The sequence below is a fragment of the Pseudomonas aphyarum genome (assembly GCF_028657055.1).
In the GTDB taxonomy this organism is placed as follows: domain Bacteria; phylum Pseudomonadota; class Gammaproteobacteria; order Pseudomonadales; family Pseudomonadaceae; genus Aquipseudomonas; species Aquipseudomonas aphyarum.
This window is the reverse complement of the sequence record NZ_JAMDGS010000005.1, coordinates 60,948-82,515: the sequence shown is the minus strand read 5'-3', so window position 1 is coordinate 82,515 and position 21,568 is coordinate 60,948. Positions and strand designations below refer to the sequence as shown.

Below are 21,568 nucleotides of genomic sequence, written 5' to 3'. Positions count from 1 at the left end.
CATGGCCTATCAAGCCCAGGAAATCTTCTTCCGCTCCAATGCCCCCGTCACCGTGGACGAGGACAAATGCATCGCCGAAAAGGGCTGCACCGTGTGCGTTGACGTCTGCCCGATGGACCTGCTGGCGATCAACCCGGCCACGCAAAAGGCCTACATGGCCTTCGACGAATGTTGGTACTGCATGCCGTGCGAAAAGGACTGCCCGACCGGTGCGGTGAAAGTCGAAATCCCGTATCTGCTTCGTTAAAACGCTATCCGGCAACACCGGACGCCTGATTCAACACACCCCTCGTTTCCCACCGCGCCCTGATCGCGGCGGAGACGAACATCCTATAAATGATTCGAGGGGATTCAACCATGTTGCGTGCAGCAATCGCCGGTCTGGTACTGGCTTCGTTCACCCTCTCGGCCTCGGCCGAAACCATCCGCATTGCCATCGGCACCCAGGACACCACCATCAACTGCGCCGCCGGCGGCCTGTTGATCCGCGAGCTGGGCCTGCTCGACAAATACCTGCCTCACGACGGCGCCTATAAAGACGCCAAGTACGACGTGCAGTGGAAGAACTTCACCAGCGGCGCACCGCTGACCAACGAGATGGTCGCGGGCAAACTCGACTTCGGCGCCATGGCCGATTTCCCCGGTGCGTTCAATGGCGTGGCGTTTGAAACTGCCGGCAAACACAGCCTGTTCATCAGCGTGCTGTCGGGCAGCATCAAGGGCAGCGGCAACGGCATCGTGGTGCCGAGCGCGTCCGGCGTGCAGTCGCTGAGCGAACTCAAGGGCAAGACCATTTCCGTGCCGTTCGCGTCCACCGCCCACGGCATGTTGCTGCGCGCCGTGGCGGAGCAGGGTTGGGATCCGCTGAAGGACGTGAACATCATCGCCCAGCCGCCGGAGGTCGCAGGTTCCGCGTTGCAGGCCGGCAAGATCGACGCCCACGCCGACTTCGTGCCGTTCGCCGAACTGTTCCCGAGCCGTGGCTTCGCCCGCAAGATCTACGACGGCGCCCAGGCCAATGCGCCGACTTTCCACGGTGCGCTGGTGGATCAGGCCTACGCGAAAAAGTACCCGGAAATCGTCGTCGCCTACCTGCGCGCAAGCATCGAGGCCAATCAACTGCTGGCCGCCGAGCCGGAGAAATACAGCGAGCTGATCGCCAAGGTCACCGGCGTCGATGCCGAGGTCAATTACCTGTTCCATGGCCCGCTCGGCGTGCAGACCCGCGACCTGAGCTGGAAGCCGGAATATCGCCAGGCCGTGGGCACCGCGATCGACACGCTGAAGCTGCTGAAGAAGGCTGATCGCGGGCTCGATCTGAATACCTTTATCGACGATCAGTACATTCGTGCGGCGTTCAAGGCTTCGAATCTGGATTACACCGCGCAACTGGCCAACTACGCGCAGACGCCGTTGAAGTCGGTCGATGCGGTGACTGGGAAAGCGATTTCGGATTTCAGTCATGTCGCGGAAATCTGGGTGCGGGGTGAAGACAAGGTCCGGCGGTATGCCTCGGCTGAAGAGGCGTTTACCGCGTTGGCCGGCCTGAAGTCGGAAGGCAAGAACATCCGGGCGGTGTATGCGCAGGCGAGTGACAGCGGGATCAAGTTGCTGGCGGAGCAGGCGTGGTTTGCCAGCGATGCGAAGGGGCGCCTTAGCGCGTTTTTGTTGAAGGGGCAGGCTCAGCAATTTGCATCGGCGCAGGGCGGGAAAGTCCTCGACTTCACCGATGCCACGACCCAGGCCGTTGCTGCCCGCTGATTGAAGATCAAGAGCCCCTCACCCTAACCCTCTCCCGGAGGGAGAGGGGACTGACCGCGGTGTTTGGTAAAGGTACGCCGACCTGAAATGCCGCGCCGAACTCAGGTCTTGAAAGGCATGAAGATCGGCTCCCTTTCCCCCTCGCCCCCCTTGGGGGAGAGGGCTGGGGTGAGGGGGTAAATCTCAGCCACAACACAGCTCCATAATTGGAAACCCGATCCATGAAGTCACCCACCCTACGCTGGACATCGAGAGCCGCCTCATTGCTGCTCTGCCTGCTCTTCTGGCAACTCGCCGCCAGCCACCACTGGAATCTCGGCCTCGTCACCTTCGCCAACGTCCCGACCCCGCTGGCCGTAATCGAAGCTGCCCTCGGTCTGGGCGACTCCGGCAAACTCATCCAGCACCTGACCGCCAGCCTCAGCCGAGTCTTCGCCGGCTACCTCGCCGCACTGATCATCGGCATCGCCCTGGGCCTGGCCATCGGCCGTTCAAAGTGGGCCGAAGACCTGCTGCTGCCACCGCTGGAAGTGTTGCGCCCAATCCCCGCCGTGGCGTGGATTCCACTGGCCATCCTGATGTTCCCGTCGTCCGAACTGTCGATGGTCTTCATCACCTTCACTGGCGCGCTGTTCCCGATCCTGCTCAACACCGTGCACGGCGTCGAAGGCGTCGATCCACGGCTGATCGCCTCGGCCAAAAGCCTCGGGGCCGGGCGTCGGGCGATCCTGCTGGAAGTGATCCTGCCAGGCGCCGCACCCAGCATCATCACCGGCCTCGCCATCGGCATGGGCACGTCGTGGTTCTGTCTGGTGACCGCCGAAATGATCTCCGGCCAGTTCGGCATCGGTTACTACACCTGGGAGTCCTACACCATTCAGAACTACGCCGACATCGTGGTCGGCATGTTGCTGATCGGCGTGTTGGGCATGGGCAGCAGCCTGCTGATCAAACGCCTGGGCGGGCTGTTCACGCCCTGGCACCGAACACGAGGAAAAGCCTGATGAGCGTGATGCAAACCCCGGAAGGGCGGATCGACATCCGCCAGTTGTCCATCGTCCTCGGCGAAGGCCGGCAAGCGTTTGAAGCGGTGCAGGGGCTGGATTGCCAGATCGAACCGGGCCAGTTCGTGTGCATTCTCGGCCCATCCGGTTGCGGCAAATCGACCTTGCTCGGCGCGCTGGCCGGGCATCTGCAACCCCATGGCGGGCAGTTGAAAGTCGATGGCGCCGAAGTGTCCGGCCCGTCACCGCAACGCGGCATGGTGTTCCAGCATCACACCTTGTTCCCGTGGCGCACGGTGCGCGACAACGTTGCGTTCGGCCTGAAAATGCGCGGCATCGGCAAGGCCGAGCGCCATCGCGCCGCCGATGAAATCCTCAAACTGGTCGGCCTCGAAGGTTTCGCCGAACGCTGGCCGGATCAGCTCTCCGGTGGCATGCAGCAACGGGTGGAGATCGCCCGGGTGCTGGTCAACCGGCCACGGCTGTTGCTGATGGACGAACCCTTCGGCGCACTGGATGCGCTGACCCGCCTGAACATGCAGGAATTGCTGCTGGATATCTGGACGCGGATTCGCACCACCGTGGTGTTCGTCACCCATGACATCGACGAAGCGCTGTTCCTCGCCGATCGCTTGCTGGTGATGAGCGCACGGCCGGGGCGAATCATCGAAGACCTGCGCCTGGATTTCCCACGGCCACGCACTACCGAACTGGTGACCAGCCACGAGTTTTCGCGCCTCAAGCGCCACTGCCTCGACCTGCTGCGCCACGACAACGACCGACCGCTGCCGCGCCTCAATCCGCTCGGTTTGCCTCCTGAAAACGCCTTGCCGAGATTTGCCCTGTGACCTCATTTTTTGCTGTGACCGATAACGACGAAATTCTTGCCCTGCAACCGCGCCTGACTGCTGATGACGCCGGAGTGCGCCGGATTGCCCTGATCGACCTGGCCGACCTCGAAGAGCCGGACGGTCTGCTCTGGTTGGTCGAGCGCCTGGCCGAAGACCCGGCTGAAGAAGTGCGTGCCGAAGCGGCGCGTCTATTGGAAGCCTGGGAAGACGAGCCGGTGGTTGAAGCGCTGTGCCAGGCGCTGACGGATCCGTCGCCGGCAGTGCAAGCCGCTGCGGCGCAGAGCCTGAGCCTGCTCAAGACCGAAGCCGCGGGCAGGGTGATTCTGCCGTGGACCAGCCATGCCGAAACCGGCGTGCGGATTGCCGCGTTCCGGGCCTTGCGTGAGTTACGCTTCCCCGGCGCTGCGCCGGCCGCGATTCAAGCGCTGAACGATGCCGACGCCAGTGTCCGCCGCGAAGCTGTCGGCGTGCTCGGCTGGCTCAAGCAGCTCGACGCACTGCCGGCCCTGGCCCGATTGGCGAGTGATGACCCGGACACCGAAGTACGTCGCGCCGCCACCGGCGCCCTGGGCCTGGCAAGTGACGCCGAAGTGCTGCCAGCCTTGCGTCAGGCCTTGCAGGACCAGGCCTGGCAAGTGCGCGAAGAAGCCGCGACCACCCTCGGCAAGGTCGGCCACACCGACGCCGGGCCGGCGCTGATCGAAGCCTTGGCCGACGACTACTGGCAAGTGCGCCTGCGCGCGACCCGCAGTCTCGGGCGCCTCAAGTACGTCGCTGCCCTCGACGCCCTGATCGACACCCTCGGCCATCGCATCAGCAACCTGCGCAAGGAAGCTGCACTGGCCCTCGGCGAACTGAATGATCGCGGAGCCGTGGCCGCGTTGCAGGCCGCGCAGGACGACGGCGACCCGGAAGTGCGCAAGGCCGTGCGGATTGCCTTGAGTCAGCTGCAATGAATCCGCTGTCGGTCGGCAATTCCCAAAGTGAGCGGAGGTTGCGGCTGAACTGGCCGGATGGCCGGGAGCAACTGCTCGACCACGCCGAACTGCGCCGGCAATGCCCGTGCTCGCAATGCCGGGCGTTTCGCCTGCGGGGCTCGCCGCCAATGGTTGACCCGCGTGTGCGGGTCATCGAATTGAACGCTCAGGGCTACGGCCTGCAACTGGTGTTCAGCGACGGCCATCAGCGTGGGATTTACCCGTGGGCCTATCTCGCGCAGCTGGAGGGGATCACTGTCCCGCCGTCATCGCCGGCCGGCAGCCATGGAAAATATCCAGCCCCGGCTGATACAGCGACGTCCTGACCTCGAACAACCCCAGCACCGAGTGGAACAGGTTGTCATGGCTCAGATCCGGCTGGCCGCTTTTGCCTTGCAGGCAGCCACGGTCGATGCCGAGTTGCGAGAGGGTGTTGTTGCCGAACCACATCACCATCGGCACATGTGTCTGGGCTTCCGGCGCCAGCGCATAGGGCGCGGCGTGCAGGTAGAGGCCGTTCTCGCCCAGCGATTCGCCATGGTCGGAGACGTACAGCATCGACGTATCGAGGTGATCCTGATTGCGCTTGAGCAGCTCGATCACCTTGGCGAGGAAATGGTCGGTGTAGAGGATCGTGTTGTCGTAGACGTTGACCAGTTCGTCACGGCTGCAACTGCCCAGCTGATTGGTGTGGCAGATCGGTTTGAAGCGCTCCATGTCCTTCGGATAGCGCTCGTAGTATTCCGGGCCGTGGCTGCCGTCGGCGTGCAGAACGATGATCGCGTTGCCCTTGAGGCTGTCGATATAGCCTTGCAGGTCGGCCAGCAGCGCTTCGTCGAGGCAGTTGTTGCCGTCGCAGAACGGCCCCGGCTGATTCTTCGCGATGTCGCGGTTCGGCACGCGCAGGCAGGTGCCTTTGCAGTCGCTGTTGTTGTCCAGCCACAGCACCTGCACGCCGGCCCGTTGCAGGATGTCCAGCAGGCCTTCGTAGGTTTTGCCTTTCTTGTCACTGTAGTCCTCGCGCGGGAACATCGAGAACATGCACGGCACCGACACCGCCGTCGAAGTGCCACAGGAATGCACCTGGGTGAAGTTGAGGATGTCGAGTTTGCTCAGCTCGGGATTGGTCTCGCGTTCATAACCGTTGAGCGAGAAATGGTCGGCCCGGGCGGTTTCGCCGACCACGAACACCATCAGCGATTTCTTCTCGCGAGTGGCTGCCTTGGCGCTCATCACTGCGTCTTCGCCGATGGCCTGCACCACGAAATGCTTTTTGATCCCCAGCCGTTGCTTGGTGTATTTGCTGATCGCGTAGATGTAGTTGGTCGGGTTGATGAAGTGGGTGAGCTTGTCTTCCTCGCGAAAGATCGGCGCGTAGGTCGAATAGAACGCGCCCACCGAAGCGCCGATCACCAGCACGCAGGCCGCAATCACCAGCACCTTGTTCAGCAAGCCCCGAAAGAACGGCCGATACACCACCGGCCAGCGCCAGATCAGCACGGCCGGCAACACGCCGAGCAACAGCACGTAAGCCAACAGTTTGCCGCTGAACAGCGCCGTGGCTTCCCCGGGGTTGGTTTCGAACACGTTCTGGATCATCACCGTGTCGATGGTGATTCCGTATTCGTTCATGAAATACGCCGCGCAGGCGGAGAGCAGGGCCACCAGCGTCAGCGCCGGTTTCAGCGTCCAGCGAAACGAGATCAGCGTCAGCAGCAGCGTGATCGCCGCCCAGAGAAACAGCCCGAAGGAGGCGAAAAACGCCAGTTTGTGCGCGCCTTGCAAGGTAATCAGCGTTCCCAGCGCCTTCCAGGTCGCCAGGTTGTACAGCGCCACCAGTGCCAGGGAAAACAGCAGCACCAGGCGGGTCGGAGTGATGGACGGTAAACGCAGTCCTTTGCCCAAAGCCATGTCGATACTTTCCTCTACGTCAGTCGAAAACCCATACGGTTACGCGCGTAACTGTAGAAGAGCATTGGTAAAAATTCCGTAAACATCCGGTAACAAAATAACGGTAAGTGCAAAAAATGTGGGCGCCAGCAGGCCGGCTCCCACGGGAGATTTGCGACGGGTCAGAAGGATTTGCTGACGCTGGCGACAACCGTCGCCGTGCACACGTCCTTGAAGCCCCAACTGCTCAGGCACTGGCTCTGCGAGAGATCGGTGTCGACATAGCTCAGGCCCAGCACCACGCCGGCCAGGTTATGGGTCAGTTTGACTTCCCACTCCCGGTAGGACTCTTCGCTGTGGCCGGACGCCGAATACATATGCGGATCCTTGAAGTCCATGTTGCCGTAGCGCAGCTTCAGCCCGGAATCCAACGGCAATTCGGTTTCGTAACCGATGTAGCTGTAGAGCGAACTCTGTTTGCTGTCGATGCCCGGCGCGTCACTGGAGTAATAGGCCGCAAGTTTCACGCCGTAGGCGCTGAGAATCGAGTACACCTCGCTCTGGTTGAACTGGCTCTCCTTGGGATACGCGTATTTGATGTAGCCCAGATCCAGGCTCACAGCGTCGGTGGCCTGCCACAGCCAGCCGGCGTAGTAATCGACTTCCTGACGGGTTTTCAGGCCGCCACCGAAATCGACGTTCGAGCTCCACGCGCCGAGGTACAGGCCGCTGCTGTGGGCCAGGGTCAGACCGGCCTGTACGGCCGGGTCGTTCTGGGTCTGGGAGATGCCGCGAGTGCGGTAGTCGCTGGCCAGGGTCAGGTCGACCAGCGCTGCGAAATCATCGTTAAGGGGAATCGCGTGGCTGCTCAAAGGCAGCAGGCTCAAGGAAGTGAGGGCGAGCAGGGGCAAGGCTTTCATGTGAAGTCCCGTTGTTGTGGTTGTTATGGGCAGGAAGCGGGCAAGGCTGCGCCGGACCCCGGCGACGGGCGCGGGGTCGGGCAGCGGATACGGCGATTGTTATTAGAGGGTAGGGGCGTAGACCTGACGGCCGGCGAACCAGGTTTGCAGCACCCGGGTGTCATGCAGGGCTTTGTCGTCGACGCTGAATACATCGCGATCGAGCACGATGAAATCGGCCTGTTTGCCGGGGCTCAGCGAGCCGATCTGTTGTTCCAGGCCGATAGTCCGCGCGGCGTTGGCGGTGTAGGCGTAGAACATGGTTTCGCGGTCCAGGCGTTCGTCGGCGTTGAGTACGCCCAGCGGCCCGGTGCGGGTGATGGCCTGGGCCATGGCGTTCCACGGGTTCGGCGAGGACACCGGCCAGTCGCTGGCGCCGGCAATCGTCGCGCCTTGCTTGAGCAGCGAATGCGCCGGGTATTGATAGCGAAAGGCGAGGGCGCTGACGTATGGCTTGATCATGTCGGTGGTGTAGTCGTCGGCGCTGGCCCACAGCAGTTGCATCGAGGCAATCACGTTCAGCGGCTTGAAGCGGGCGAACTCCTTCGGGTTGACCATTTGCAGGTGCGTGATCGAGTGCGTTACGCCGCTCTGCCGGTCCTTGCGCGCCTGGGCGATGCCGTTCAGGGATTCGCGCACCGCGCGGTCGCCGATGGCGTGGATGTGCACCAGCCAGCCGCGCTGGTCGATGGCGCTGACCAGTTCGCCGAAGTGCTGTGGATCGATCAGCAATTCGCCCTGTTTGTGCGAGTTGCTGTAGGGGTCGATCATCGCCGCGCTCTGGGCCGGGTACTCGATCACGCCGTCGGCGAAGATCTTGATTCCCGGCAGCGTCAGGTTGGGGATGCCCTGAAATTGCCGGCGCACCTTGTCGAGGGTGTCGAGATCGGCCGGGACGCTTTTCGGATTGGCCACCAGCAGCGCGGCGACGTGGGCGGTCATGCCGCCACTGTCAGACAGGGCTTTATAGGCCGGCAATACGCCGACGGTTTTCTCGGTGGGTTTGAGGGCGAACACCGGCTCGCCCGGTGCGGCGTTGGCGGCGGGGTCCATCCACGCGGTGATGCCGAGGCTGTTGTTGAAGCGTACCGCCGATTGCGCAGCCTTGAGCATGTCGGCCGGGCTCGGCACCGGCATTTTCGAGGCGACCCGATCCCAGCCGGCGTCGACCACAAAGCCGTTCGGTTCACCGCTGGGCAGTTTGCCGATGGTGTCTTTTTCCGCGTCCGGCAGGGTTTTCAGTAGTGCGGCGTCGATACCCGCGCGCTTGAGCATCACGTTATTGGCCCACGCCGTGTGGTGATCGCTGCCGGTGAACACCACCGGCACGTTGGCCCATTCGCCGTTATTGAAGATTTTGCCCAGCGCTTCAGCCCTGGCCCAATACGCCGAACTCATGCCGGCCACGCTCAACACATCGCCATGCCGGGCCTTGCCATCGTCACGCCAGCCGCGCAGGCGTTTTTCCAGTTCATCGAGTTCGACCACCTCGTCTGCCATGTTCGCCGAGACCATTTCCAGTCCGCCGAAAATCGCGTGGGAATGGCTGTCGATCAGGCCGGGCATCAGCGCCTGACCTTTGAGGTCGATCACCTGGGTGCCGGGTTCGATCAAGGCCTTGATCTGCGCATCCGTGCCGACTTTCAGCACCTTGCCGTTCTCCACGGCCAGCGCCTGAACCTTCGGCTGGGCGCGGTCGGCGGTGAAAATCTTGCCATTGAGCAGCACCAGATCGGTGGCGGCCATGGCTTCCATCGAGGCAAAACTCATAGCGGCGATCAGCAGATTTTTTGTGAAATGCGGGATGAATCTTTTCATTGAACATTTCCTTGTTATTGCGTCTGATGGCCAGATTAGTGGCTGCCAACGCCCGACAGAACGCCTCCCTCACGAAAAACGTTTTTGCCTGAATGGAAAAAGCATGGACAAGCTGGGTGCACTGAAAATGTTCGTGGTCACCGCACAGCTCGGCAGTTTCAGCCGCGCTGCCGAGCAATTGGGCAAGACCCCGTCGGCCCTGACCAAAGCGGTCAATCACCTGGAATCCGAACTCGGCGCGCGGCTGTTCGAGCGCAGCACGCGGCGGATTCTGCTGACCGAAATCGGCCGGCTGTATCTGGAAACCGCACGCCAGGTGCTGCAACGGCTGGACGAGGCCAGCGAAGAAATCGAGCAGTTGCAGCACGGTCTGCGCGGCAGCCTGAAAATCACCGCACCGCTGGCCTACGGGCGGGCATTTCTCGATCAGGTGTGTGACGGCTTTTTGCAGCAATACCCGCAGATCAGCCTGCAAGTGGATTTGTGCGACGAATTCGTCAATCTGCTGGAAAGCGGTTACGACCTGGCGTTGCGCGAAGGGCACGACGACTTGCCGGGGCTGATCGCGCGGGTGGTCGGCAGCAATCGCCTGGCGCTGTGCGGCAGCCCCGAATACCTGGCGCGCAAGGGCTTGCCGGTCACGCCGCAAACCCTCGATCAGCATGAATGGCTGCTGTACCGGCATCCGTTGCTCAGCCGCGAATTCTGGTGGGCCGAACGCGACGGCCAGCGCCTGAGCCTGGCGCAACCGGCGGCGCCGCTGTTGCGCAGCGACAATTACGATTTGCTGCTGGCCAGCGCGTTGGCCGGGCGCGGCTTGCTGCACACGCCGCTGTGGAGCGCCGCGCCGTACATCGCCGACGGGCGACTGGTGCGGGTGATGGCTGATTACGACATCGACCCGGACAGCTTCGGCCCGCACATTCTGGCGGTGTACCCGAGCCATCGACGGGCGACGGCCAAGGTTGTGGCGTTTATCGACTACATCGCAGGCTTTCTGGCGGAGCGCGGTTTGAGCTGACTGGCGGTGCTTGTCAGGAAATTCCCACAGGAGTACAAATGTACTCCATGACGACTCTGACTCCCCGCCGTACCGCCATCCTGACCTTTATCCGCGAACGCATCGCCGAACACGGTCAGCCCCCAAGCCTCGCTGAAATCAGCGAGGCTTTTGGTTTTGCCTCCCGCAGCGTGGCGCGCAAGCATGTGCTGGCGCTCACTGAAGCCGGGTTTATCGAGGTCAATCCGCATCAGGCCCGGGGCATTCGCCTGCTCGGGCAACCGGCGCGACCGGAGCTGCTTGAAGTGCCGGTGCTCGGGCGGGTGGCCGCCGGTGCGCCCATCGGCGCCGATGCTGACCTGCACAATCGGCTGATGCTCGATCCGGCGTTGTTCTCCCGCACACCCGACTACATGCTGCGGGTGCAGGGCGATTCGATGATCGAGGACGGCATTCTCGACGGCGATCTGGTCGGTGTGCGGCGCAACCCCGAGGCGCTCAACGGCCAGATCGTGGTGGCACGGCTCGACGGTGAGGTCACCATCAAACGCTTCGAGCGGATCGGCGATGAGGTTCGCCTGTTGCCGCGCAACCCGGCGTACCAGCCGATTGTGGTGCGGGCCGATCAGGACCTGGCCATCGAAGGGGTGTTCTGCGGTCTGGTGAGGCAAGGCTGATGGGTGCCGTTGTTGCGCTGGATACGCTGTTCAATGGCGGCCAGGTCTGGAAGGGCCGGCCTGCTCCACCCGCCGCCAGCCCGCAACCCACCGGGCACGCCGCGCTGGACGCAGCCTTGCCCAGTGGCGGCTGGCCGGAAGCGGCGCTGAGCGAAATCCTGCTGGCCGGGCCCGGTGTCGGTGAGTTGCAACTGGTGTGGCCGACTCTGGCGCGGCTGTCGGCAGCGGGCGAGCGCATCGTGCTGGTGGCGCCGCCGTTCGTGCCGTACCCGCAGGCCTGGGCCAATGCCGGGGTCGATCTGCGCCAGTTGTCGGTGATCCAGGCCAGCGAGCGCGATGCCTTGTGGGCGGCAGAACAATGCCTGCGCTCGGGCAGTTGCGGCGCGGTGCTGTGCTGGCCGCACAAGGCTGATGACCGTGCCTTGCGCCGTTTGCAGGTGGCGGCGGAAACCGGCCAGACCCTGGCGTTCGCGTGGCGGCCATTGAGCGAAGCGGTCAACCCGTCGCCCGCTGCGCTGCGGATTGCCATCGATGCGCGCCCGGCGCAATTGCGCGTGCTCAAGTGCCGGGGCGGTCTGGCGCGCAGCGCACCGATTGCCTTCGCTGTGGGGCATTGAGGTCGCCATGCGCTGGGTTTGCATTCTGTTCCCGCAATTGGCCCTCGACGCCGTGCTGCGTCAGCGCCCCGATCCCGAGCAACCGTTGGCGCTGCTCAGCGGCCCGGCCCAGCGCCGCGTGCTGCAAGCGGTCAACCCGGCGGCGCGGGCACTGGGCTTGCGTCCCGGGCAGTCGATGACTGCTGCGCAGGCCATGAGCAAAGGGTTTGCCACCGTCGATTACGATTCGGCCGAGGTCGAGCACTGGCAGCAGTTTCTCGCGGCCTGGGCCTATCGTTTCAGCGCCCAGGTCAGCGTGCATTACCCGCGTACCGTGGTGTTCGAGATTGAATCGAGCCTCGGCCTGTTCGGTTCCTGGGCGCAGTTCGAGGCGCGATTACGCACGGAGCTGACGGAGCTTGGTTTTCGGCACCGCATCGTCGCCGCGCCCAATCCGGTGGCGGCGCGGGTGTTGGCCAACGCCTATGACGGGTTGGTGGTGCCCGACGGTGAAGCCTTGCGTCATCACGTAGGGCAATTGCCGGTCGACCGCATCGGGCTTGAGCCGAGCGTGGCCACGGCGCTGTCGCGCATGGGCCTGCGCAACCTTCATCAGGTGCAGAACCTGCCGCGTCAGGCCCTGGCCCGGCGTTTCGAGGCGCCGATGCTCAAGCATCTGGACACACTGTTCGGCGCACGGCCGCTGGCGCTGGCGTTCTACCTGCCGCCGGACCGTTTCGACGTGCGCATCGAACTCAATTTCGACGTGCAGTCCCATCAGGCGCTGCTGTTCCCCTTGCGCCGCCTGACGTCCGATCTGGCGGCGTTTTTGTGCGGGCGCGACAGTGGCGTACAGCGCTTCGATCTGCATCTGGAACATGCGGGGCTGCCGGACACGCTGATCAAGGTCGGCCTGCTCAGCGCCGAGCGCGATCCGGCGATGCTCTTTGAACTGGCTCGTGGCCGACTGGAGCAGGTGCAGGTCGAAGCCCCGGTGCGCGGCTTTCGTTTGCGCGCCGAGGATCTGCCGAGTTTCGTGCCGCAGTTTCAGGAACTGTTCGACGACCGCCCGCAGCAGACCTTGCCCTGGGAGCAACTGCGCGAACGCCTGCGCGCGCGGCTGGGCGATGAGGCGGTGCAGGGCCTGCGCTTTCAGGCCGATCACCGCCCGGAGTGCGCGTGGCAGAACGCCGACGACAAGCAGCGTTGCCCTGCATTGCCGGGCGTGCAGCGTCCGGGCTGGTTGTTGGGCGAACCGCAGTCCGTGCCCGAAGGTTCGGCGCGCATCCTCATGGGCCCGGAGCGTATCGAGTCCGGCTGGTGGGACGGTGACGACGTGCGCCGCGACTATTACCTGATCCAGAACCGCGCCGGCCAGCAAGGCTGGGCGTACCGGGCAGTGGGTGAGGGCGGTCCGTTGTGGCTGCAGGGCTGGTTCGCATGAATCAGGGTTATGCCGAGCTGCACTGCCTGTCGAACTTCAGTTTCCAGCGCGGTGCGTCCAGTGCGCTGGAGCTGTTCCAGCGGGCGAAAAAACACGGCTATCAGGCGCTGGCGATTACCGATGAATGCACCCTCGCCGGGATCGTTCGTGCCTGGCAGGCGGCCAAATCCGTGGAGTTGCCGCTGATCATCGGCAGCGAAATTCGCATCGAGAACGGCCCGAAACTAGTGTTGCTGGTGGAGAACATCGAGGGTTATCAGGCGCTGTGCGGGTTGATTACTCAGGCCCGACGGCGCACGCAGAAAGGTCAGTATCAAATACTGCGCGAAGATTTCAGCGAGCCGCTGCCGGGATTACTGGTGCTGTGGGTACCGGATACGGTCGATGAGGTGGAAGAGGGCCGCTGGCTGAAACAGACCTTCGGCGAACGGTTGTGGCTGGCGGTGCAGTTGCATCGCGGGCAGAACGATCAACAACGGTTGGTCGCGCTGCTGAGTCTGGCGAATGAGCTGCAAATTCCAGCCGTGGCCAGCGGCGATGTGCACATGCACGCCCGTGGCCGGCGAGCCTTGCAGGACACCATGACCGCGATCCGCCATCACGTCCCGGTGGCCGAAGCCGGGTTGCGTCTGCATCCCAATGGCGAGCGGCATTTGCGCAGCCTCGATGTATTGCGCGAGTTGTATCCGCAGGCCTTGCTGGACGAGTCGGTGAAACTGGCTCGCCGCTGCACCTTCGATCTGGGCGAGTTGCGTTATCAATACCCCAGAGAGCTGGTGCCCGAGGAACACAGCGCCAGTTCCTGGCTGCGCCACCTGACCGAGAAAGGCATCGCCTGGCGCTGGCCGAAAGGCGCACAGCCCAAGGTGCTCAAGCAGATCGACGATGAGCTGGAGCTGATCGCCGAACTCGGCTACGAAAGCTACTTCCTCACCGTGCACGACGTGGTGCGCTTCGCCCGGGAGCAGAAGATCCTCTGCCAGGGCCGGGGTTCGGCAGCCAACTCGGCGGTGTGTTTTGCCCTGGGCATCACCGAGATCGACCCGGATCGCACCACGCTGCTGTTCGAGCGTTTCATGTCGAGGGAACGCAACGAGCCGCCGGACATCGACGTGGATTTCGAGCACGAACGCCGCGAAGAAGTCCTGCAATACGTGTTTCGTCGTTATGGCCGCCGTCGTGCGGCGCTGACCGCGGTGGTCAGCACTTACCACGCTTCCGGTGCGATCCGCGATGTGGCCAAGGCGCTGGGGCTGCCGCCGGACCAGATCAATGCGCTGGCCGACTGTTGCGGCCACTGGAGCGATGAAACGCCGCCCTTGGAGCGCCTGCGTGAAGGCGGTTTCGACCCCGAAAGCCCGCTGCTGCACCGGGTACTGAGCCTGACCGGGCAATTGATCGGCTTCCCCCGGCACCTGTCGCAGCACCCCGGCGGTTTCGTGATATCCGAGCAACCGCTGGACACGCTGGTGCCGGTGGAGAACGCCGCCATGGCTGATCGCACGATCATCCAGTGGGACAAGGACGATCTCGATGCGGTCGGCCTGCTCAAGGTGGATATCCTCGCCCTCGGCATGCTCAGCGCGATCCGCCGCTGTTTCGACCTGCTGCGCCGTCATCGCCATCAGGACCTGAGCCTGGCGTCCATCCCGCCTGAGGATCGCCCGACCTACGACATGATCAGCCGCGCCGACACCATCGGCGTGTTCCAGATCGAATCCCGGGCGCAGATGTCGATGCTGCCGCGACTGCGCCCGCAAACCTTCTATGACCTGGTGATCGAGGTGGCCATCGTCCGGCCGGGGCCGATCCAGGGCGGGATGGTCCATCCGTACCTGCGCCGCCGAAACAAGGAAGAAGAGGAAACCTATCCGTCACCGGAGCTGGAAGTGGTGCTCAAGCGCACCCTCGGCGTGCCGCTGTTTCAGGAACAGGTGATGCAGATCGCGATTGTCGCCGCCGACTACAGCCCCGGCGAGGCCGATCAGTTGCGCCGTTCCATGGCCGCGTGGAAACGCCACGGCGGGCTGGAGCCGCACAAGGACCGGCTGGCCGCCGGCATGAAGAAAAACGGCTACAGCCCGGAATTCGCCGCGCAGATCTTCGAGCAGATCAAGGGCTTCGGCAGTTACGGTTTCCCCGAGTCCCACGCTGCCAGTTTTGCCTTGCTGACCTATGCCAGTTGCTGGCTCAAGTGCCACGAACCGGCGGCATTCGCCTGTGCGCTGATCAACAGCTGGCCGATGGGTTTCTACAGCCCGGATCAGATTCTTCAGGATGCGCGCCGGCATCATTTGCAGATCCGTCCGGTGGACGTGCGCGCCAGTGACTGGGATTGCAGCCTGGAGCCGATCACCGGTGAACAACCGGCCATCCGCATGGGCCTGCGGATGATCAAGGGCTTTCGCGAGGAGGATGCGCAGAGCATTGAAAAGGCTCGGGCGAGGGGCGCGTTTGCCGACGTCGCCGATCTGGGCGAACGCGCCGGGCTCGACAGTCGGGCCCAGGCGCTGCTGGCGGACGCCGGCGCGTTGCGCGGCCTGGCCGGTCACCGTCATCGGGCACGCTGGGAAGTGGCCGGGGTGCAGAAACAGCTCGGGTTGTTTGCCGGGTTGCCGAGTCAGGAAGAGCCGGATGTGCTGCTGCCGACGCCGAGCGTCAGCGAAGACCTGTTCACCGATTACGCAACGCTGGGCACCACGCTGGGGCCACACCCGTTGACGCTATTGCGCGACGAGTTGCGGGCACGGCGCTGCCGCAGTTCCCGGGAATTGCTGGACCTCGAGCATGGTCGGCCGGTCAGCGTGGCGGGTCTGGTGACCGGGCGCCAGCGACCGGGCACCGCCAGTGGCGTGACGTTCGTGACGCTGGAAGACGAGTTCGGCAACGTCAACGTGGTGGTCTGGCGCGATCTGGCCGAGCGTCAGCGTCAGGTGCTGGTGGGCTCGCAATTGCTCAAGGTCGATGGCCGCTGGGAGCGTGAAGGCGAGGTGCGGCATCTGATCGCCGGACGCTTGAGTGACCTCAGCCCGTTGCTCAACGGGATTCGGGTGCAAAGCCGCGATTTCCACTGACGGCAACTGGCTGATTTGCAAGCCAATTTGCTGGCGTCAAAAAAACCTGTTCTCACTGATGGCACTTTGGCATAATGCCGCCCCTTTCCCGATCCCCCACAACATCACCGTGCGGGGACACATCGAATTTCAGAAGGAATGCACAGTGAGAATGATCTCCCGGATGTTGGTCTCGGGCGTTGCGATTGCCGTCCTCGGCACCCTGGCCGGCTCGCTTTCCGGTTGCGCCACCGAAAGCTCCCGCGCATTGCCGGTGGCCAAGGTGGAAAGCGCCTCCCAGGCCTGGTCCGGTGTGCGAATCCCGATGGCCGTGGGCAAGTTCGACAACCGTTCGAGCTACATGCGCGGGATCTTCTCCGACGGCGTCGACCGTCTCGGTGGCCAGGCCAAGACCATCCTGATCACTCACTTGCAGCAGACCAACCGTTTCTCGGTGCTGGATCGCGACAACATGGGCGAAATCCAGCAGGAAGCGGCGATCAAGGGCCAGGCCCAGCGTCTGAAAGGCGCCGATTACGTGGTCACCGGTGACGTCACCGAGTTCGGCCGCAAAGAGACCGGCGATCATCAGCTGTTCGGCATTCTCGGCCGTGGCAAGACCCAGGTCGCCTACGCCAAGGTCAACCTGAACATCGTCAATATCAGCACCTCCGAAGTGGTGTATTCGACTCAGGGCGCCGGCGAGTACGCCTTGTCCAACCGCGAAATCATCGGCTTCGGCGGCACCGCTGCCTACGACTCCACCCTCAACGGCAAAGTCCTCGATCTGGCCATGCGCGAGGCGATCAATCGTCTGGTTGATGGCATGAACGCCGGTGCCTGGAAACCGGGCAACTGATAGACGCCCATCGCAAGGAGCAACACACCATGAATCTGTCCCTGTCCCGGTCGCTGATGGCCCTGACCGCCAGCGCCTTGCTGGCCGGTTGCAGCAGCCCGCAAACCCTGTATCAGTGGGAAGGCTACCAGCCACAAGTCTACGAATACTTCAAAAGCGAAACGCCGAAAGAAGCCCAGGCCGAAGCACTGGAAGCCGATCTGCAAAAGATCCGTGCCAGTGGCAAGCCGGTACCGCCGGGTTACCACGCTCATCTCGGTCTGCTGTACCTGAGCATGGGCAAGGACGATCAGATGGTGCAGCAATTGCGCACCGAGAAGACTCTGTTCCCCGAGTCCGGCACCTACATGGATTTTCTGCTTAAAAACGCCAAGACCGGAGACGCCCAATGATCTCCCGTGCCTTGAAACTGCTGGCCGCAGGCCTGGCGCTGACCGTTCTCGGTGGCTGCGTTGCACCGAAAACCGTGGACTACTCGGCGTACAAACAAGCACGGCCGAAATCCATTCTGGTGCTGCCGCCGCTGAACACCTCGCCGGACGTCAAGGCGTCCTACAGCCTGTTGTCGCAAGTGACGTTCCCGCTGGCCGAAGCCGGTTACTACGTGCTGCCAATCACGCTGGTCGACGAGACGTTCCGCCAGAACGGCCTGACCACGCCGGATGACATCCATGCGGCGCCGGCCAACAAGCTGCAGGAAATCTTCGGTGCCGACGCGGCGCTGTACATCACCGTCAGCGAGTACGGCACGCGCTACATGGTGATCAGCAGTGAAACAGCCGTCACCGCCAGCGCCAAGCTGGTCGATCTGAAAACCGGCGTCACCCTGTGGACCGGTGCGGCCCGGGCGTCGAGCGAGGAGGGCAACAACAGCAATGCCGGCGGGCTGATCGGCATGCTGATCACCGCAGCGGTGAAGCAGATCATCAACAGCTCCACCGATGCCGGCTACCCGATTGCCGGTGTGGCCAGCAATCGACTGCTGTCGGCCGGTCATCCGGCGGGCCTGCTGTACGGGCCACGGTCGCCGAAGTACGGCACTGACTGATCGACCTCTAAAGCGGCCCACCTCGGTGGGCCGCTTTTTTTATTTGCCAGGCCAAAACCGCTCGCCACCCCCCGGCGCTTCCGTCCACGCTTGCAACGAGCGGGTCGGCAGGTCGAAGTAGTCCCGGGTCCGCGCATAACCATGGCCGCCCATGCGCCCGATCGCATCCAGCCCCAACTGATCGATGTACAGGGTTTTCGGGTCGATCAACTCGTCGCGCACATGCGCCATCAACACCTCGCCAAAAATGATCTCCCGCGATTGACCGATGTTCAGCGCCATCATCCGCCGACATTCCAGCGCCACCGGTGCTTCGCCGATTCGCGGGCATTTGACCGAGGTGCCGGGAATCGCTGTCAGGCCCGCTGCGGTCAACTCATCGAAGCCCGGCGCGAACGGCACGGCGCAGACGTTCATGGCTTCCACCAGTGCATCGCTGACGATGTTGACGGTGAATTCCTGGTTCATCTGGATATTGCGCGTGGTGTCCTTCGGGCTTTGGTCGCCGTAGTTCTCGACGCCAAGCGCGAGAATGGGCGGGTCCGCCGACAGCGCATTGAAGAAGCTGAACGGCGCGGCGTTGACCCGGCCTTCGGCATCGATAGTGGTGACCAGTGCAATCGGGCGTGGCACCACGCTGCCGATCAGAATCTTGTACTTTTCCCGTGGGCTCAGTTGGCTGAAGTCGAAGCTGTGCATGGCAGTGATCTCTAAAGAAGTGGATCGATGGCGCTCAACGGCGCTTCGGCGCTGTAGTCGTCGGCGAACGGAATGGCCGGCTGGAACAGGGTTTTCCAGTCCGGTCGGCCAAAGGCCCGGTCGCTGTGGCTGCGCATCAGTTTTTCGTATTGGCGTTGGGCCTGGCGTTGCAGAGTGGGGTAGTCGACGCCGTTGACCTGACCGTCGTGCATCACGCAGCGACCGTCGATGAAACTGGCGATGCAGTCGTCGCCGCGCCCGGCCAGCAGCAGGTTTTTCAGTGGATCGAACAGCGGACCCAAATGCAGACCGCGCAGATTGAACACGGTGATATCCGCTTTGGCGCCGGGGGCCAGGCGACCTAGATCGTCACGGCCCAGAGCCTTGGCGCCGCCGAGGGTCGCGGCGTTGTACAGATTCAGGCTGCTGGTCAGTGCCGAGCCGCCCTCCATCAACCGGGCGATGTTCAGACCGTGGCGCATGTTGGCCAGCAAATCCGCCGGCCAGGTGTCGGTGCCGAGGGCGAAGTTGATGCCCTTGTCGCGATAGCGGCCAAACGAATTCAGCGCCTCGCCGTCGCGGGCGAACACCAGCGGGCAGTGCACCAGACTGGCGCCGCCGTCGATGACCCGTTGCAGATCGTCATCGCCAGAGGTGTAGATGCCGTGGGGCAACAGACTGCGTGGTGTAAGCAAATCCAGCTGCTGCAACCAGCCCAGCGGCGAGGTGCCGCGCAACTGTTCGACCATCGCTACTTCGCCGGTCGCCTGACAGCAATGCAGGCGCATCGGTGCATTCAGTTCGCGACTCAATGCGGACGTGCGTTGGAGCAGCGCCGGGGTGCAGGTCTGGATGCGATCCGGCAGCAGCGCCCCACGAATCAACCCCGCATGAGCACCATCGAAATCCTTGAAAAACCGTTCGGCCGCATCCAGTCCCGCCAAGCCCCGAGCCTCATCCCAATGATGGGCGAGGGTGCCGTCGGCGCGCCAGTAACTCATGCCGCTCATGTAGCAGGGGCCGAGATAGGTGCGCAGTCCCAGTTCGCCCGCCACATCGGCCACCGCGGCAAACTCGTCGTAGGTCTCCGCCCATTCGCGGTAATACATCGAGGTGATCGGCATCGCCGTGGTGATGCCGTTGCGGATCAACTGGGTGAAGGCGTAGCGGTATTTGAAGACTTCTTCTTCGGCGCCGAATGACTCACGCGGGCCGGCCGCCAGATACTCCGCCGACCACATCCGGCCCATGGCGCGTTCGTCGCCGTTGTCCAGGGTCAGCACGGTGGAGTCGAGATCGCCGAGGGCATCCAGGTCGATGAAACCGGGGCCGATCAGCGCGTTGCCGTAGTCGATCCACTGATCCACCGGCCCTTGGTAACCGCGCCCGACAAACTCGATCCGTGAACCGGCGAACACCACTTCGCCGTCACGCCACAGCACATGCTGCGTGCCATCGAAACCGACCACGCAACCGGCCTTCAGGCCGATGCGTTTCACAGACGGCTGCCCAGCAAGCGGCCGCCGCTGGCGATCAGTTCGCCGCCGCGATAGACCTGACGCACCGGCCGCGCGACCACGGCTTCACCGAGGGTTTCGACCGGCATCAACAGAAAGTCTGCCGGCCGGCCGATTCCAAAACCATACTCTTCAACACCCAATGCGCGGGCACCGTTCACGGTCGCCGCGTCGAACGCCGCCGCTAATTCATCGTCCTTGCCCAGGTCGAATCGGAACGCCAACAACATCGCCCGTTCCAGCATGTCGCCATTGCCCATCGGCGACCACGCATCACGAATGCCGTCGGAGCCGAGGCACACGTTGACACCGGCTTCACGCAACGCCAGGAATGGCGGCACCGCGCAGTCGGCCGGCGCTGAACTCATCAACGAAATGCCCAGTGCCGCGAGTCGCTCGGCGACGGGTTTGACCTGGCTCCACGGCAGCATGCCGAGGCAATAGGCGTGGCTGATCATCACCCGGTTTTGCAGATTGAAACGCTCGGTGTAATCGGCGATCCGGGCGATCTGCCACAGGCCCAGTTCACCTTTGTCGTGCAGGTGAATGTCTACGCCACGCTGGAACTCGCTGGCCAGTTTGAACACGAAATCCAGCTGCGCGATCGGGTCGTTGTCGATGCCGCAGGGGTCAAGTCCGCCGACGTTTTCCACGCCCAGGGCCATGGCTTCGCGCATCAGTTCGGCGGTGCCGGGGCGGCTGATCAGGCCGGTTTGCGGGAACACCACCAGCTGCAGGTCGATCAGGTCGTTGTAGGTTTCGCGCAGTTGCTGCATGGCCTCGACGTGGCGCAGGCCGAATTCCGGGTCGATATCGACGTGGCAACGCATCGTCAAAGAACCCCGGGCGATACAGTTTTCCAGCAGCGCACCGGCGCGTTCGGCGATCGGCGCTTTCACTTCACGCAGGACGCGGCGCTCGTTGCTGATGTAGTCCTTGAGCGTCGGGCCGGCGCTGTTCGGGCGCCAGGGTTGGCCGTACAGGGTTTTGTCGAGGTGGACGTGGCTTTCCACCAGCGGGGCGGTCAGGAGCTGGTTCTGGCCGTCGATGTCGGTGGCGGCCAGTGGGGTGCTGGAGGCCGGGCGGCGTTGGGTGAACTTGCCGTTTTCGATCAGCAGGTCTTCGGCGGGGGCGCCGTAGGGGCGGATGTTTCTGAGCCAGCGGGGGTGGGACATGGGAACCTCGGTGTTCTTTGAAATTTTTTCCCTCACCCTAGCCCTCTCCCGGAGGGAGAGGGGACCGAATGGGGGATATTGAAGAGCTACGCCGACGTGAGCGATCTACTTCGAATCCAAAATCGACTCGATCTCTGAATCCATAATCGACCAAGTCTGTGAATCCATAGTCGACCAGGTCTTTCAGGTCGGCGGACAGCGCAAGACAACTCGGTCAGTCCCCTCTCCCTCCGGGAGAGG

The 21,568-nt window shown here is 63.3% G+C and carries 19 protein-coding genes and 1 pseudogene; 14 read left to right on the top strand and 6 right to left on the bottom strand.

All coding sequences use genetic code 11. The features are described 5' to 3' along the window. Position 1: 1 nt before the first annotated feature. From M5G18_RS07240 to M5G18_RS07215, 6 genes and pseudogenes are all read left to right on the top strand, one after another. A complete protein-coding gene (locus tag M5G18_RS07240; protein WP_007959413.1) occupies positions 2–247 on the top strand; it encodes a 4Fe-4S dicluster domain-containing protein in 246 nt (81 codons plus the stop codon). Positions 248–357: 110 nt separating this feature from the next. Beyond that, on the top strand, positions 358–1,761 hold the full coding sequence (locus M5G18_RS07235) for an ABC transporter substrate-binding protein (protein ID WP_273897329.1): 1,404 nt from the start codon (positions 358–360) through the stop codon (positions 1,759–1,761). Positions 1,762–1,982: 221 nt separating this feature from the next. Further along, on the top strand, positions 1,983–2,765 hold the full coding sequence (locus M5G18_RS07230; protein ID WP_273897328.1) for an ABC transporter permease: 783 nt from the start codon (positions 1,983–1,985) through the stop codon (positions 2,763–2,765). Next, the gene (locus M5G18_RS07225; protein WP_273897327.1) at positions 2,765–3,613 is read left to right on the top strand and encodes an ABC transporter ATP-binding protein; all 849 of its coding nucleotides are present in this window, start codon (positions 2,765–2,767) and stop codon (positions 3,611–3,613) included. The genes M5G18_RS07230 and M5G18_RS07225 overlap by 1 nt, the downstream gene beginning before the upstream one ends. Further along, complete coding sequence (locus M5G18_RS07220; protein ID WP_273897326.1) at positions 3,610–4,572, top strand: HEAT repeat domain-containing protein; 963 nt, start codon at positions 3,610–3,612, stop codon at positions 4,570–4,572. Before M5G18_RS07225 ends, M5G18_RS07220 begins: the two co-directional genes overlap by 4 nt. After that, positions 4,569–4,838: pseudogene (locus M5G18_RS07215) on the top strand (DUF971 domain-containing protein); the annotation flags it as partial. The gene M5G18_RS07220 and the pseudogene M5G18_RS07215, both read left to right, overlap by 4 nt. Before the next feature lie 7 nt (positions 4,839–4,845). Here M5G18_RS07215 and M5G18_RS07210 read toward each other — a convergent pair. From M5G18_RS07210 to M5G18_RS07200, 3 genes are all read right to left on the bottom strand, one after another. Beyond that, positions 4,846–6,504 carry a phosphoethanolamine transferase gene (locus tag M5G18_RS07210; RefSeq protein ID WP_273897325.1) on the bottom strand — a complete coding sequence of 553 codons (1,659 nt, stop codon included), beginning with the start codon at positions 6,502–6,504 and terminating at the stop codon, positions 4,846–4,848. 161 nt (positions 6,505–6,665) lie between these two features. Next, positions 6,666–7,403: a TorF family putative porin gene (locus M5G18_RS07205; protein WP_273897324.1), complete on the bottom strand. Its 738-nt coding sequence runs from the start codon at positions 7,401–7,403 to the stop codon at positions 6,666–6,668. A gap of 102 nt (positions 7,404–7,505) precedes the next feature. Next, positions 7,506–9,260, bottom strand: coding sequence for an amidohydrolase (locus M5G18_RS07200; RefSeq protein WP_273897323.1), 1,755 nt, complete (start codon positions 9,258–9,260; stop codon positions 7,506–7,508). Positions 9,261–9,363: 103 nt separating this feature from the next. Between M5G18_RS07200 and M5G18_RS07195 the strand changes: the two genes are divergently transcribed. From M5G18_RS07195 to M5G18_RS07160, 8 genes are all read left to right on the top strand, one after another. Then, positions 9,364–10,281, top strand: coding sequence for a LysR family transcriptional regulator (locus tag M5G18_RS07195; protein WP_039768875.1), 918 nt, complete (start codon positions 9,364–9,366; stop codon positions 10,279–10,281). Positions 10,282–10,319: 38 nt separating this feature from the next. Next, the gene (lexA, locus tag M5G18_RS07190) at positions 10,320–10,937 is read left to right on the top strand and encodes a transcriptional repressor LexA (RefSeq protein ID WP_039768874.1); all 618 of its coding nucleotides are present in this window, start codon (positions 10,320–10,322) and stop codon (positions 10,935–10,937) included. Next, positions 10,937–11,554 (top strand): translesion DNA synthesis-associated protein ImuA, encoded by a 618-nt coding sequence (imuA, locus tag M5G18_RS07185; RefSeq protein WP_007959433.1) that lies wholly within the window; start codon positions 10,937–10,939, stop codon positions 11,552–11,554. The genes lexA and imuA overlap by 1 nt, the downstream gene beginning before the upstream one ends. 7 nt (positions 11,555–11,561) lie before the next feature. Next, complete coding sequence (locus tag M5G18_RS07180) at positions 11,562–12,977, top strand: Y-family DNA polymerase (protein ID WP_273897322.1); 1,416 nt, start codon at positions 11,562–11,564, stop codon at positions 12,975–12,977. After that, a complete protein-coding gene (locus M5G18_RS07175) occupies positions 12,974–16,051 on the top strand; it encodes an error-prone DNA polymerase (RefSeq protein ID WP_273897321.1) in 3,078 nt (1,025 codons plus the stop codon). Before M5G18_RS07180 ends, M5G18_RS07175 begins: the two co-directional genes overlap by 4 nt. 151 nt (positions 16,052–16,202) lie before the next feature. Then, on the top strand, positions 16,203–16,889 hold the full coding sequence (locus tag M5G18_RS07170) for a CsgG/HfaB family protein (protein WP_162130490.1): 687 nt from the start codon (positions 16,203–16,205) through the stop codon (positions 16,887–16,889). Between the two features lie 29 nt (positions 16,890–16,918). After that, positions 16,919–17,281, top strand: coding sequence for a DUF4810 domain-containing protein (locus tag M5G18_RS07165; RefSeq protein ID WP_127798355.1), 363 nt, complete (start codon positions 16,919–16,921; stop codon positions 17,279–17,281). Continuing rightward, positions 17,278–17,937, top strand: coding sequence for a DUF799 domain-containing protein (locus M5G18_RS07160; protein WP_007959444.1), 660 nt, complete (start codon positions 17,278–17,280; stop codon positions 17,935–17,937). Before M5G18_RS07165 ends, M5G18_RS07160 begins: the two co-directional genes overlap by 4 nt. Before the next feature lie 39 nt (positions 17,938–17,976). On the opposite strand, the gene M5G18_RS07155 is transcribed toward M5G18_RS07160, so the two are convergent. From M5G18_RS07155 to M5G18_RS07145, 3 genes are read right to left on the bottom strand one after another with little or no spacing between them, the layout of a single operon-like run. Further along, a complete protein-coding gene (locus M5G18_RS07155) occupies positions 17,977–18,636 on the bottom strand; it encodes a flavin reductase family protein (protein WP_273897320.1) in 660 nt (219 codons plus the stop codon). 11 nt (positions 18,637–18,647) lie between these two features. Further along, positions 18,648–20,135, bottom strand: a complete 1,488-nt coding sequence (locus tag M5G18_RS07150; protein ID WP_273897319.1) for an amidohydrolase family protein — start codon at positions 20,133–20,135, stop codon at positions 18,648–18,650. Continuing rightward, positions 20,132–21,328, bottom strand: a complete 1,197-nt coding sequence (locus M5G18_RS07145) for an amidohydrolase family protein (protein ID WP_273897318.1) — start codon at positions 21,326–21,328, stop codon at positions 20,132–20,134. Before M5G18_RS07145 ends, M5G18_RS07150 begins: the two co-directional genes overlap by 4 nt. Between the last annotated feature and the right edge of the window lie 240 nt (positions 21,329–21,568).

Coding starts and splice junctions, on each gene's coding strand:
- M5G18_RS07195 (WP_039768875.1), top strand. CDS start 9,364: ATGGACAAGCTGGGTGCACTGAAAATGTTCGTGGTCACCGCACAGCTC.
- M5G18_RS07200 (WP_273897323.1), bottom strand. CDS start 9,260: ATGAAAAGATTCATCCCGCATTTCACAAAAAATCTGCTGATCGCCGCT.
- M5G18_RS07165 (WP_127798355.1), top strand. CDS start 16,919: ATGAATCTGTCCCTGTCCCGGTCGCTGATGGCCCTGACCGCCAGCGCC.
- M5G18_RS07210 (WP_273897325.1), bottom strand. CDS start 6,504: ATGGCTTTGGGCAAAGGACTGCGTTTACCGTCCATCACTCCGACCCGC.
- M5G18_RS07155 (WP_273897320.1), bottom strand. CDS start 18,636: ATGCACAGCTTCGACTTCAGCCAACTGAGCCCACGGGAAAAGTACAAG.
- M5G18_RS07225 (WP_273897327.1), top strand. CDS start 2,765: ATGAGCGTGATGCAAACCCCGGAAGGGCGGATCGACATCCGCCAGTTG.
- M5G18_RS07235 (WP_273897329.1), top strand. CDS start 358: ATGTTGCGTGCAGCAATCGCCGGTCTGGTACTGGCTTCGTTCACCCTC.
- M5G18_RS07170 (WP_162130490.1), top strand. CDS start 16,203: ATGATCTCCCGGATGTTGGTCTCGGGCGTTGCGATTGCCGTCCTCGGC.
- M5G18_RS07145 (WP_273897318.1), bottom strand. CDS start 21,328: ATGTCCCACCCCCGCTGGCTCAGAAACATCCGCCCCTACGGCGCCCCC.
- M5G18_RS07175 (WP_273897321.1), top strand. CDS start 12,974: ATGAATCAGGGTTATGCCGAGCTGCACTGCCTGTCGAACTTCAGTTTC.
- lexA (WP_039768874.1), top strand. CDS start 10,320: ATGTACTCCATGACGACTCTGACTCCCCGCCGTACCGCCATCCTGACC.
- imuA (WP_007959433.1), top strand. CDS start 10,937: ATGGGTGCCGTTGTTGCGCTGGATACGCTGTTCAATGGCGGCCAGGTC.
- M5G18_RS07230 (WP_273897328.1), top strand. CDS start 1,983: ATGAAGTCACCCACCCTACGCTGGACATCGAGAGCCGCCTCATTGCTG.
- M5G18_RS07180 (WP_273897322.1), top strand. CDS start 11,562: ATGCGCTGGGTTTGCATTCTGTTCCCGCAATTGGCCCTCGACGCCGTG.
- M5G18_RS07205 (WP_273897324.1), bottom strand. CDS start 7,403: ATGAAAGCCTTGCCCCTGCTCGCCCTCACTTCCTTGAGCCTGCTGCCT.
- M5G18_RS07160 (WP_007959444.1), top strand. CDS start 17,278: ATGATCTCCCGTGCCTTGAAACTGCTGGCCGCAGGCCTGGCGCTGACC.
- M5G18_RS07240 (WP_007959413.1), top strand. CDS start 2: ATGGCCTATCAAGCCCAGGAAATCTTCTTCCGCTCCAATGCCCCCGTC.